This window comes from Anabaena sp. UHCC 0204 (genome assembly GCF_009711975.1).
Taxonomy (GTDB): Bacteria; Cyanobacteriota; Cyanobacteriia; order Cyanobacteriales; family Nostocaceae; genus Dolichospermum.
On the sequence record NZ_VIKW01000003.1, the window covers coordinates 34,917 to 48,679 of the forward strand.

Sequence of the window (13,763 nt, forward strand, 5' to 3'; positions counted from 1 at the left end):
AAGACAAGAGGGTTTCAGAGATATTTTGCGTAAGTCCTATATATATCTAACGAAAAGACTGTAGTGTATGAGGTATGAAATCCATGAAACTAGATATTGTCCCCGCATTAAAGCGTCGTCAATTCTTAATGAAAGCCATAGTAACTACTGGTAGTGTGATGACGGCAAACCTGTGGTCAAAATTAGCCATAGCCCAGACACCTGCATTTATCACATTAGACAAAAACCGTCCAGGTATACCCTACGGTGTCGCTAGTGGCGATATTAACAGTAATAGCGCGGTGATTTGGAGTCGTAGCGATAGCTTCGCTGGCCATAGGCAACGCTCTGCCAGAATGATTATAGAATATGCTACTGATGAAAATTTCCGTAATAGTCAACGAGTTATTGGCAAAGTTGCGACCAAATACACTGACTTTACTACCCGCACTTACTTAGATAATTTACCACCAGGTCAAGATATTTTTTACCGTGTCACATTTCAGGATTTAGTTGATACTAACATTTCTAGCGCCCCTGTGATTGGTCATTTAAAAACCGCACCTCTAGGAAAAGGAAAAGATATATTATTTGCGTGGTCTGGAGATACCGCAGGACAAGGTTGGGGAATTAATTCTGAGTGGGGTGGGATGAGAATTTATGAATCTATTCGTAAACTTAACCCCGACTTTTTTATTCATTCTGGTGATTATATTTATGCCGATAATCCCATTCAAGCGGAAGTAAAATTAGACGACGGGAAGATTTGGAAAAACATCACTACTGAAGAAAAATCAAAAGTTGCGGAGACCCTGAAAGAATTTCGTGGTAACTATATTTATAACTTGTTAGATGAAAATATTCAGCGATTTAATGCCCAAATTCCTCAACTTGTCCAATGGGATGATCATGAAGTTATAAATAATTGGTATCCTGGACAGATATTAGATGATAACCGCTATCAAATTAAGGATGTTTCCCTATTAGCATCACGGGCAAGACAAGCATTTTTAGAATATACACCCATTCGTTTTAATTCCCAAAATCCAAACCGGATTTATCGTCATTTTAATCATGGTGAATTGCTAGAAATTTTCATGATCGATAAACGCAGCTATAGAGGTAAAAATTCTCCTAATAATCAATCAGTAGCCAGTGAGAAAACAGCATTTTTAGGTAATTCCCAAATCAATTGGTTAAAAAATAAATTAAATAATTCAAAATCAACTTGGAAAATTATTGCCAGTGATATGCCAATTGGGTTAATGATCAAAGATGGAAAAACCGACTTTGAAAACTTAGCTAATGGTGATGGTAAAGTATTAGGAAGAGAATTAGAATTAGCTGATTTATTGCGGTTTATTAAACAAAATGATATCCGCAATGTGGTTTGGTTAACTGCTGATGTCCATTATGCCGCAGCCCATTATTATGATCCTAATAAAGCCCAATTTACTGATTTTAAACCTTTTTGGGAATTTGTAGCTGGACCTCTTAATTCTGGCAACTTTGGACCCAATCAACTAGATAATACTTTTGGTCCAGAAGTAAGATTTCAAACTGCATCTCCAGAGATAAAACTTAATCAACCACCAAGTTCAGGGTTACAGTTTTTTGGCATGGTAAAAATTGATGGCAAAACAGAAGTTTTAACTGTTACTTTGCATAATTTGGAAGGTCAAAAACTTTATAGTTTAGATTTAGAACCAGAGGTTTAAGAGGTTGTTTGATAGCCACGCCAGCTATCAAATAACTAAGAAATGCTATATTATTCTTTTAGTAAGTATCTCTAACTAGCAATTATGACAAAATACATCTTATGGGGAAGTTATTGCGAAGACGTTTTAACTAAACGTGAACCCCACCGTCAAGCCCATTTAGCAGGATTAGCTAAACAGAAAGAATCTGGTATTTTAATTACCCTTGGTCCGACAAAAGATGTAACCCAAGTTTTTGGTATTTACGAAGCCCAAGACGAAAACACCGTTCGTCAATTAGTGGAATCTGATCCCTATTGGCAAAACGGTATTTGGACAGAGTATTTTGTGAAAGAATGGATTCAGGCTTTTTAACCAAAATTACATCAACAGTTTTAGGCTGAAAAAAGTTGGAGAAGGTGCAAGGAATAAGCGATGAAATCATCAAAAACCTTTCATTTACACAGATTCGAGACTATTCTGATCTCCTGCTAATTCTTCCGCGGTGACTGGGCGCAGGCCCTGCGCCCCTACCCTTTTAATGCCTTTTGAAAATTGCGCCGATAGGATGGATTTGCTAAAAATAACGCAGGCCATAGTAAAGCCAAACCGACACGGTTAGGTAAAGTTTGATTAAAATTAGTTCTGCCAAATCCAGTCCAAAATTTCCATACACCACCGATATAAACCACTATTACTCCAAAAATCAGGAAATTAATCATCTTCTACTCCCTTAATACTTTTATTGGCATTGCAGTTGCTTAATTCTAGTTTAAATTAGAATCACCAAGTATAGTATAAATTTAGGCATTTGAAATATCTTGTCAATGGCTGAAAAGCTGACGCTGGATTAATTTTTAATTTTCAATTGTTTATCATAGATGTTTCTTACGGAAGTTCCTTAAATATTAATCTCTGTATGAGACTAAAGGAAGAAGAATATCAGTTTTTGACAGGTTAGGAGGATTTATGCGTGCAGTGCTAATGGCAGGTGGTTCGGGAACACGGTTACGTCCTTTGACTTGCGATTTACCCAAACCAATGGTTCCTATATTAAATCGCCCAATTGCTGAACACATTATCAATCTCCTTAAACGACACCAGATTTATGAAGTAATTGCTACATTGCATTATTTACCAGATGTGCTGCGTGATTACTTTCAAGATGGCGGTGATTTTGGTGTACAAATGACCTATGCGATTGAAGAAGACCAACCCCTGGGAACAGCAGGTTGTGTAAAAAATATCGCTGAACTTTTGGATGAAACTTTTTTAGTCATTAGCGGTGATAGTATTACAGACTTTGATCTAACTGCGGCTATTGAATTTCATAAACAAAAACAATCAAAAGCCACTTTAATTTTAACCCGTGTCCCTAACCCAATTGAATTTGGTGTAGTCATTACAGATGCTGACGGACGCATTAACCGATTTTTAGAAAAACCTTCTACCAGCGAAATTTTTTCTGATACCGTCAACACTGGTACATATATTTTAGAACCAGAAGTTTTAGACTATTTACCAGAAAATACTGAATGCGATTTTTCTAAAGATTTATTTCCCCTCCTACTAGCTAAAGATGAGCCGATTTACGGTTATGTTGCCAGTGGATACTGGTGCGATGTCGGTCACTTAGATGCGTACAGAGAAGCCCAGTATGATGCCTTAGAAAGGAAAGTCAACTTAAAAGTAGCTTATCCAGAAATTTCACCTAATTTATGGGTAGGACAAAATACTTATATTGATCCTACAGCCAAAATCGAAACCCCCGCAGTTATTGGTAGCAATTGCCGGATTGGGGCGCGGGTACAAATCGAAGATGGAACAGTCATTGGTGATAATGTCACCATTGGCGCTGACGCTAATTTAAAGCGGCCGATTATTTGGAATGGGGCAATTATTGGAGACGAAGCCCAATTATCCGCTTGTGTAATTTCCCGTGGGACTCGTGTAGATAGACGCGCTCATGTTTTAGAAGCTGCTGTAGTGGGTTCTTTATCTACTGTGGGAGAAGAAGCGCAAATTAGCCCAGGGGTGAGGGTTTGGCCGAGTAAAAAGATTGAATCTGGTGCAGTTTTAAATATTAATCTGATTTGGGGAAATACTGCCCAGCGGAATTTATTTGGACAGCGGGGAGTCCAGGGATTAGCCAATATTGACATTACTCCAGAGTTTGCGGTGAAGTTGGGGGCGGCTTATGGTTCGACTTTAAAACCTGGTTCAATAGTCACAGTTTCCCGTGATCAACGCAATGTTTCGCGGATGGTGACACGCTCTTTAATTGCTGGTTTAATGTCTGTAGGTGTGGATGTCCAGAACCTCGATACAACAGCTATTCCTATCGCTCGAACTGTGATCCCGACAATGACAGTAGCCGGGGGGATTCATGTCCGGGTTCACCCAGAACGCCGTGATTATATCTTGATTGAGTTTATGGATATTAAGGGAATTAATATCTCTAAAGCCCAAGAAAAGAAAATTGAAGGGGCGTATTTTAAAGAAGATATGCGTCGTTCCCAAAGTCATGAAATTGGCGATGTCGTATATTCTAGCCAATTAATGGATTGCTATGGCAAGGCTTTTGAGAAGTTATTGAATGTGGATACTCTGCGTAATAGTCGGGCAAAGGTGGTGATTGACTATGTTTACGCTGTGTCTGGGGCGGTTTTGCCACAAATGTTAGATAAGTTTGGGGCTGATGCGGTGGTGCTAAATGCTAGTTTGAATAAAACGGCAATTTCTAACGCTGATAGAGAAGGATTGCTAACTCAATTAGGCCATGTGGTGGAAGCGGTAAACGCTAATTTTGGTGTGCAGGTATCGGCTAATGGGGAACAACTGATCTTAGTTGATGAATCGGGGTTTTCTATTCGGGGGGAAATGCTGACGGCGTTGATGGTGGATATGATGTTAACTGCAAATCCTCGCAGTTCGGTAGTTGTGCCGGTTCATGCTTCTAGTGCGGTGGAATTAGTCGCCCATCGTCATGATGGTAAGGTGATTCGGACTAAGGCCAATCCAACAGCTTTAATGGAAGCTTGTCAGAAAAATCCGAATGTGGTTTTAGGTGGTAGTGGGGAAACTGGGTTTATTTTTCCCCAACTGCATCCAGGGTTTGATTCCATGTTCTGTATTGCCAAGCTGATTGAAATGTTAACGATTCAAGAGCGATCGCTCGCAACTGTCCGTTCAGAGTTACCCCGTGTTATTCACAGAACCTACACAGTTCGCTGTCCTTGGACTGCTAAGGGGTCGCTAATGCGTTATTTGGTGGAAACGCACCCCGCGCAAAATTTGGAGTTAATTGACGGTGTAAAAATTCGTCAGCCCTATGATGATAATTGGCTGTTGGTTTTACCGGATGCCAGTGAGCCGTTAGTCCATCTCTATGTTAACAGCAGCGATCGCGATTGGGTTGATGAAACTCTCAGAGATTACCGCGCCCGTGTGCAGTATTTTGTGGAACGCGAACAGGAAAATTACCGTTTGGATATCTAGTTTTTGAGCATTACAGCGATTTTCGGGTAAATGAACCACATTTTATATCTCACGCAAAGACGCAAAGGCGCAAAGGAAGAAAGGAATAGAAAAATCTGCGTGTGGTACAAATACATGAAAGCTGCTGTAATTAGTAGGGGCGAAGCTTTGGGCGATAACCTATCGGTAAAACTATTGATTTTCTGTCCGAATGCTTCCCTCTTATAACTTCGTGTTTTCTCCTGTTATTGATCGAGATTTTACGGATGTTTACCGCAGTGGATGTATTAATTATCATCCACTAGGAAACTATATAACCGTTATGTCTAATTATCATCAAACAGTTGCGCCAGATATCAAGCACTTAGCAGCTATCAATAATATCGCCTTTATCAAATATGAACAGGGAGACAAAGAAACAGCGATTCAACAATGGCAACAAGCCGTAAAAATTAATAATCAATCTGCTGAATCTATCTTAGCTTTAGCCGTAGCTTTGTATGGTCAAGGTGAACAGCAACAGGCTTATCAGTTAGCGGAAACAGCATTAAAGTTAAACAAAAATTTTGCCGATTTTCACGTTATGAAAAAGCATTTTTGGGGTCAAAGTATAATTACTGATGCTCAGAAAATGCTATCTACTCCTAAAATGAAAAACTTATTATCACAATTACCTTAAGCGTTAAAAATTGTCGTTGGGGTAAGGGAACAGGGAACAGGGAACAGGAAGAGAGTTTTGGGCGATTTTAATTTTCTTCACATACCTTTAATTTTTTCGGTTCATCTACTTACTTAAACCCTTTCTTTGTCTGATAGCGTAGCGTGGCGCAAGCCATATCAGGATGTCCAGGATTCTAGGATGTACAGGATAGAAACAGAAATTTACTCACCAATTCCCAATTCCCAATTCCCAATTCCCAATTCCCAATTCCCAATTACCCATTCCCAATTCCCTTACGGATATATCCCCAAATTGGTTTCTGGGTCAAAAAAATGGAGCTTATCAGGTATGAATGATAGCCAAAGTTGTTCACCGAGATTGATGAATCTATCTGGTGGAATTCTTGCTTGTAGGGCTTGTCCTTCTATATTAGGTAAATCAGGATCTGTGATTTTTACAGATAGAAAAGTATCATTTCCTAAATTTTCTACCAAGTCTACTTTGACTGGTAAATTTTTAGTTGCAGGTACACTCAACAATAGATGTTCTGGACGAATACCTAACATTAAAGTTTGTCCGTCGTATTTTTGTAATGCAGTTCCCCACAAATCTGGGAGGGTAAAACGAAAGTGAGGATGACTAATTAATAAAGGTGCGTGAAATTCCACCGGGATAAAATTCATGGGTGGAGAACCGATAAATTCGGCAACGAAACGGTTAGCAGGACGGTTATACAGTTCCAATGGTGCGGCAACTTGCTGGATTTTTCCTTCTGACATGATAGCAATGCGATCGCCCATTGTCATCGCTTCAGTTTGATCATGGGTGACATAAATCGTAGTTGTCCCTAACTGACGCTGCAATTTGACGATTTGAGTACGGGTTTCGGCTCTTAGTTTGGCATCTAAATTAGACAATGGTTCATCCATTAAGAATACTTGCGGATTACGAGCGATCGCTCTTCCCAATGCTACCCTTTGTCTTTGTCCCCCGGAAAGTTGCTTGGGTAAACGATTTAATAACGCCTCAATTTGTAACAACGCCGCTACTTTTTGCACTCGTTCATTGACAATCTTTTCTTTCGCGGAAACATACCAAAATCCCTTGGGTAACTTCCTTGTCAACCCTACCAATAAATTTTTACCCCATTTACTAATTCTTTTTTCCCCAACTTCCCCATCACCAAACTGACGACGTAACCCAAAAGCGATATTGTCATATACAGTCATGTGGGGATAAAGGGCGTAATTTTGAAACACCATAGCGATGTCTCTATCTTTGGGCGGTAAATCATTAATCAGGCGATCGCCCACAGCAATATTACCACCAGTCATCACCTCCAAGCCAGCAATAATCCTCAACAAGGTACTTTTACCGCAACCTGATGGACCCACCAGCACCATAAATTCCCCATCAGCGATCGTTAAATTAATCCGACGCAAGACACTAACACCATCAGTACCATCTGCTTGTGTCTTGACTACATCCCCTTTCCGAGAAGGGAAACTTTTATAAACATTTTCTAAGATAACTTGTGCCACGATTGATTATTCACATTATTAATAATTAGGCTACGTAGGGGCGCAGGGCCTGCGCCCTCAACTCCTCAACTCCATCGAATCAACTGCATTTTATCTACGACATTGAACAAAGCGCACAAACTGCGCCCTCAACTGCATTGTATCCACCAAACAACCACATTGAAATTTGACATTCCATTAAGCCAAGTGCATGAAAATCATTTTTAACAACTCAGCGCGAGTAAAAGGTTTAGTTAAATATCCAGAAGCACCGACAAATCTAGCCTTCACCTTATCTATAATCCCCTTATTGCTGGTAACAAAAATAATAGGAACAGTTTTAAACATTGAATTATTGCGGATAATTCGACATAGTTCATAACCATCAATTCCTGCCATATTTAGATCCAGTAAAATCAAATCCGGCTTATGTCTAATAATTGACATCACAGCCTTCACAGGTTCATTAATAGTCACCAAAGCAAAATTTTCATCTTCTAAATAACGGCTAATTTCCTTCAGAATAGTGGGACTATCATCTACAGAGATAATTTTGTAAGTCTTTTGTGTGGTTTTCGTATTTATTTTGACTTTTTCAGAATCATCATTGATATTTTCATCAACAGTTTTTGGTAACTCAGCAACATCCTGTACTAGCGGTGGAACTGCTAGATTATCCTCAGCAACAATTGACGTTTCTCTGTGGATATTTGTACTAGGTGCTACATCTAAAGTCAATAACTTACCCCGCACTAATTCCGTACTATTTTCAGCAGATAATAAGGAATTTACGCAGGTTTTTGGTAATTTATCAAACGGGGGATCTGGTTCATGTAAGACTATCGAACCCTTAACAATATATGGATATAAACTCAAAGTTAATTGCAATTCATCCTGATTCATAATAATCGCTAGATGACGCAAACTAAAACCCTTCATCCAATTGATGAGATTTTCCGGGAGTGGTGGTAATCTTTTATCATAAAATTTACTACTAACTAATAAATATGGACGTTGGTAAGGAGAAGAAATATATCTACCCAGATATCGCCAATTTTGTAACTGATTTTGGCATTGTTCAACAATATTATTGATATCTAACTTACAAATTTTGGGGATATTATTCAGTGGTTCTGCTAGTTCATAAGTGCCTGTTTTAATCAATAAGAATGATTCAATTACTTCTTTAACTAATTCTTGAATAAGTAATGCTGCTTGAGTAGAAAGAAGATGTTTTTCAGTTATCAGCCAACTAATCGCTTCATATTCTGGGGATTGATTTGGTAAATGATGATCCTCATTTTCAAACATCAAGCGCATTTGTGTACGCACTTCATTATCTACTAAAGGAACTTCTTGACTAAGACGACGCATCTGTCGTTCTAATCTATCAAAAGGTTCTACTGAGTGAGTAGCATAAATAATTTTTCCTTGTTCTATATATATCAACCAAGATACAGAGTTACTAAATACCTGTAAACAGGTACTTTCATAACAATTAGTTAATTGTCTTAATAAACCCTGTGGAGATAGTCTTGTAAACGTGCCGATATTCTTCATGATTTTTACATTTTTTTTTACGGATAAATCAACATACTCTTGGAAAAGATTAAATATCAGGTTGTTCTCCGAGATCACTGGAAAAATTATCACCATAAACATTATTGGATGATGAATTTTCCTGAGAAATTATGCTAAGAAAAAATCACAATTTGAATGTAACAATTTTTCATATTTAGCATTTTGAGTCTTGATCATTTGTCTGTATTAAAATCTCCAGCTTGTTATATTTTGTAGTTATTTTAACTTAATACACCACATAATACTATCAAGGATGCTGAGATTTGATTGGTAATCTAAATTCATCGAATTTCATACTTATATTTCTCCTCTTCCTAAATTTAACAACGATGAATTTAATTACGTTAAAACAGACAAAATTCCACATAGAATCTTTAAAAATTCCTGGAGGTAAATGTATATATTGATTATTACTGGAGTTTGCAAGTCAAGGGACTAGAACATATAGGTAAACAACCACGCCTCAAACCCGTTTTACTTCTGACTTAGTAAATTAGCAACTCCTGTCCTGAATTCTTCCATTTTAACTTTAGTCAAGATCAATGATGGTAGACACTTTACAACAGATTAGGATTAAAAATCCTCATAAATTACCAATAACCAATTAGTGATGAGGAATTGCAAAAATATATGGTTAACTTTGCCTAAATCAATATCTTTACTTAAAAACTAAAGTATTTACGGCAAAATATCAGAAATTTAGTCATACTCGCGCCAGAAACTATATACTTTGAGTAAAAGGAAAATAAAGCTTTGGACTATAACATAACACAAAAAGTTATGATTGATACATTTAACCTTGATGAAGTTGTAGAATTTGCGGAAAATCCCGAACCCCGTTGTCCATGCGTACTATTGCTAGATACATCTGGCTCAATGCAAGGGGAACGAATCGAAGCTCTAAATCAAGGTTTGCTGAGTTTAAAGGATGAATTAGTCAAAAATTCCTTAGCAGCCAGACGGGTAGAAGTAGCAATTGTGACTTTCGATAGTAGTGTTAATGTCGTGCAGGACTTTGTAACTGCCGATCAATTTAACCCGCCGATTCTCACCGCTCAGGGTTTGACAATCATGGGTTCAGCAATTCACAAAGCATTAGATATTATTCAAGAGCGTAAATCCCAATATCGGAATAATGGTATTGCTTACTACCGCCCATGGGTATTTATGATTACTGACGGTGAACCCCAAGGTGAACTAGATCATGTTGTCGAACAAGCATCCCAAAGACTACAAGGCGATGAGTCTAATAAGCGTGTCGCCTTCTTTACAGTTGGTGTAGAAAACGCGAATATGAGCCGATTAAGTCAAATTGCTGTGCGTAGCCCACTCAAACTAAAAGGATTAAATTTTATTGAGATGTTTGTTTGGCTGTCGGCGAGTATGTCAGCGGTATCTCATTCCAAGGTAGATGAACAAGTCGCACTACCGCCAATTGGTTGGGGATCTGTTTAATTAAAATAACAGCTTGTTGTTTATAGTTAACTAGCTGTGGGAAAGAAAATATATGAATACATCAAAACAGATTTCTCAATGGCGCATAGTAGCCGCATCTATATGTGGAACTAGCCATTCAAAAAACCAGCAACTTTGTCAAGATGCTCACCATTGGCAGGTATTAGCAAATAATGTGTTGTTGGTAGCAGCAGCCGATGGGGCTGGTTCTGCTAAACTAGGAAAGGTGGGATCAATGATTGCTGTAGAAACGGCAATTGAACATCTAGCCATGCAAGAGATTGGCGGTTTTGTACTGGCCAATGATCATCTTTTGCAGAATCTGCTCACGGATGCCTTATTGGTAGCCAGGAAAGCCATAGAATCTGAGGCAGATGCTGGTAAAAATCAACCCCAGGATTTAGCAACTACCTTAATTCTGATGATTGCTACGCCACAGATGGTTGCTGTAGCGCAAATTGGTGATGGTTTAGCTGTGGCAAAGAATAGTACAGGCAACCTCATCGCATTAACAATACCTAGCAGCGGTGAGTACATTAACGAAACTACCTTTTTAACATCTCCTGATGCCTTAGAGACAGCACAAATCAAAGTATGGCGGGAAGAGATTGTTAATGTTGGTGTCCTCACCGATGGGTTACAAATGTTAGCATTGAATATGATTGTTGGTGAACCACACAAACCTTTCTTTTTTCCTTTATTCGAGTTTGTAGCGAACGCAGAAGATAGAATATTAGCAAAAGAACATTTAGTGAGGTTTTTAAGTTCTGAGAAAATAACTCAGCGCACTGATGATGACTTGACACTAGTTCTAGCTGCATTTGGCAATCCTTGATTCATGGTAATCAGTTATTAAAAAAAGGAGTTAAGAATGGAGGAGTGCAGTAGTTGGAGCATATTTTCACCAAGAGACTACATGGTGGTATGAATTATGTTTCTCGCCAAGGCGCAAAGTTTGAGATTGTAACGCCAACTATTGCTTACTATCTGTAAAGTTCCTCAATTCCGATCGCATGGCGTAAGCCATAATTTTACTAACTGTTGACCGAATTTTAATAACCCCACATAACCTTAATTCTTCCATGCAGGTACTACGTCGTCTTCCCAACCCCGAAATTCTCAACATCTCTGTCAGTGTGGGACATGGTGGTGAAGCTTGTATCTATGCAGTGCCATCGGATGAAAATTTGGTAGCTAAAATCTATCACAAACCAACTATTGCTTATGCCCAAAAACTCCAGGCGATGCTGGCCAATCCACCGGCTAATCCTACTGCAAATTTAGGACATATTTCTATCGCTTGGCCACAGGAGTTATTAGAAGCGGCAGATGGTAGTGGTCAGATTGTTGGCTTTTTGATGCCCAGGATTCAGGGAATGCGGCCAATTATGGATTTTTATAATCCAGGAACGCGCCGACAACATTGCCCTTTATTCAATTATCAATATTTAATGCGGACTGCTCGCAACTTGGCAGCGGCTTTTGCGGCTTTACACGCCAGCCGATATTGTATTGGTGATGTGAATGAGTCGAATATCTTGGTGAGTGATACAGCGTTGGTGACGTTGGTAGATACAGACTCGTTCCAAGTTCCCGAACCATTACAGAATTTTGTCTATCGTTGTTCAGTGGGTAAACCTGACTATACTCCCCCAGAACTACAGAATAAAACTTTTGCTGACTATGACCGCCAAAGTCATCATGATGCTTTTGGTTTGGCTGTGCTGATTTTCCAATTGTTAATGGAAGGAACTCACCCATTTTCAGGTATATTTCAAGGTAGTATTGAGCCGCCGCCTTATGAAGGCAGGATACTTTCTGGTCATTTTACTTATAGTCAAAAGAAACAAGTACCTTATTTACCAACGCCGATTTCACCTCGTTGGGATCTCCTACATCCCAGTTTGCAGGAATTATTTGTGCGTTGTTTTGAAGAAGGTCATGACCATCCACATTTACGCCCTAATGCTCAAACCTGGTTATCAGCATTAACAGCGGTAGAAGAGAGTTTAGTGACTTGTACTGCTAATCCCCAGCATCTCTATCATAATCATTTAGATAAATGTCCTTGGTGTGAACGGACTAAGCGATTAGGTGGTAGAGATCCGTTTCCATCAGTAGGAGCGATCGCTTCTAAACAACATCTCCAACCCCGTCGCAAATCTAAACGTCGTTATATTCCTACTCCACGGTTTACCCAACCTGTAGGATCAAACTCCCCTGTCTATCATTGGCAACCAGTATCTAACCAGCCGTTTTATCATAGTTCATCTGCCAAAAAACACAACTCGAAGGCTTATGGTGTAATTTTTGGGTTAATGGGAGTCGGTCTTTTGGGCTATTTGGACGTAATGATTAAATTTACTCGTCCTTTTGTTTCCCAAAATCCTTATACTCAGCAAAGTTTGATATCTCGGAAAGATAATCAGATTTCTGAGCCGACAAATCTCTCTTTTAAAGATTACTCTCAACGCGGTGACAATGCTTATCAACAACAAGACTATCCACAAGCAGTTGCCAACTTTACGAAAGCTATCACAAAAAATCCTCAGTATGCCAGAGGTTATGTAAATTTGGGTAATGCTCGCTACAATTTAAATGATTTTGAAGGCGCATTAGCTAATTATAACCAAGCATTGAAACTGAACCCTCAAGAAGTTAAAGCTTATGTAAATCGCGGTAATGCCTACTATATGTTAGCTGATTATAGTAGCGATCCTGACAAAGAATATAAACAAGCGATCGCTGATTTTAATACCGCTATCAGCATAGATAAAAATGATGCGGAAGCTTATATTAGAAGAGGTATTGTGAGATTTGAAATTACCAAATATATCAATAATTCTCTTCAAGAATATCAAAAGTCAATTGCTGACTTTACCCAAGCAATTAAAATCAATTCATCGAAAGTAGAAGCTTACTTTCAACGTGGTCTTGTGCGTTATCAAATTGCTCAATACAGCAGCAATTATGTAGGAGAATATAAACAAGCGATCGCTGATTTTACCGAAGCCTTAAAAATCAATCCCCAACTGGTCAAAGTTTATCTAAAACGTGGTATGGCTTATTATGAACTATCACAATATGGGGAAAGTGAATCTGATAAAAACCAAATCCAAGCAGTTGCAGATTTACAAACAGCGGCGAAAATCTCCCTTGAAGGAGATGATATGGATAGTTATCAACAAGCTTTAGGTAGCATTTGTATTGTTGTTGCTAATAAATGTGACAATGTGTTACCCAAATCAACCCTTGTTAGACAAACTAATTGACATAGTATGGCAAATTGAAAATTAAAAATTGAAAAAGATCCCTGATTTCTGCAAGAAGTCAGGGATCTATTCTTTTCTATATTTATGGCTAGGAGAAGGTGACAGGTAATAGGTAATAAGT

At 38.6% G+C, this 13,763-nt stretch carries 10 protein-coding genes; 7 read left to right on the top strand and 3 right to left on the bottom strand.

Annotation, left to right across the window (positions count from 1 at the left end):
• Window positions 1-83: 83 nt before the first annotated feature.
• Together FJR04_RS03035 and FJR04_RS03040 are read left to right on the top strand one after the other, a co-directional pair.
• A complete protein-coding gene (locus FJR04_RS03035; RefSeq protein ID WP_168491702.1) occupies window positions 84-1,697 on the top strand; it encodes an alkaline phosphatase in 1,614 nt (537 codons plus the stop codon).
• Between the two features lie 84 nt (window positions 1,698-1,781).
• Entirely contained in the window at window positions 1,782-2,051 is a 270-nt protein-coding gene (locus tag FJR04_RS03040; protein WP_168491704.1) for a YciI family protein, read from the top strand.
• A 155-nt stretch (window positions 2,052-2,206) separates the two neighbouring features.
• On the opposite strand, the gene FJR04_RS03045 is transcribed toward FJR04_RS03040, so the two are convergent.
• A complete protein-coding gene (locus FJR04_RS03045) occupies window positions 2,207-2,398 on the bottom strand; it encodes a hypothetical protein (RefSeq protein WP_168491706.1) in 192 nt (63 codons plus the stop codon).
• Window positions 2,399-2,645: 247 nt separating this feature from the next.
• Here FJR04_RS03045 and FJR04_RS03050 point away from each other — a divergent pair, with 247 nt between their 5' ends.
• Both FJR04_RS03050 and FJR04_RS03055 read left to right on the top strand, forming a co-directional pair.
• Complete coding sequence (locus tag FJR04_RS03050) at window positions 2,646-5,174, top strand: mannose-1-phosphate guanyltransferase (protein WP_168491707.1); 2,529 nt, start codon at window positions 2,646-2,648, stop codon at window positions 5,172-5,174.
• A 301-nt stretch (window positions 5,175-5,475) separates the two neighbouring features.
• Window positions 5,476-5,832, top strand: coding sequence for a tetratricopeptide repeat protein (locus FJR04_RS03055; protein WP_168491708.1), 357 nt, complete (start codon window positions 5,476-5,478; stop codon window positions 5,830-5,832).
• Between the two features lie 275 nt (window positions 5,833-6,107).
• On the opposite strand, the gene FJR04_RS03060 is transcribed toward FJR04_RS03055, so the two are convergent.
• Window positions 6,108-7,355 carry an ABC transporter ATP-binding protein gene (locus FJR04_RS03060; protein ID WP_168491710.1) on the bottom strand — a complete coding sequence of 416 codons (1,248 nt, stop codon included), beginning with the start codon at window positions 7,353-7,355 and terminating at the stop codon, window positions 6,108-6,110.
• A gap of 177 nt (window positions 7,356-7,532) precedes the next feature.
• Entirely contained in the window at window positions 7,533-8,894 is a 1,362-nt protein-coding gene (locus FJR04_RS03065) for a response regulator (protein ID WP_168491711.1), read from the bottom strand.
• A gap of 801 nt (window positions 8,895-9,695) precedes the next feature.
• On the opposite strand from FJR04_RS03065, the gene FJR04_RS03070 reads away from it, so the two are divergent.
• From FJR04_RS03070 to FJR04_RS03080, 3 genes are all read left to right on the top strand, one after another.
• Window positions 9,696-10,370, top strand: coding sequence for a VWA domain-containing protein (locus FJR04_RS03070; RefSeq protein ID WP_168492120.1), 675 nt, complete (start codon window positions 9,696-9,698; stop codon window positions 10,368-10,370).
• A gap of 52 nt (window positions 10,371-10,422) precedes the next feature.
• Window positions 10,423-11,205 carry a PP2C family serine/threonine-protein phosphatase gene (locus tag FJR04_RS03075; RefSeq protein WP_168491712.1) on the top strand — a complete coding sequence of 261 codons (783 nt, stop codon included), beginning with the start codon at window positions 10,423-10,425 and terminating at the stop codon, window positions 11,203-11,205.
• A gap of 247 nt (window positions 11,206-11,452) precedes the next feature.
• Window positions 11,453-13,642, top strand: coding sequence for a tetratricopeptide repeat protein (locus FJR04_RS03080; RefSeq protein ID WP_168491714.1), 2,190 nt, complete (start codon window positions 11,453-11,455; stop codon window positions 13,640-13,642).
• Window positions 13,643-13,763 lie beyond the last annotated feature (121 nt).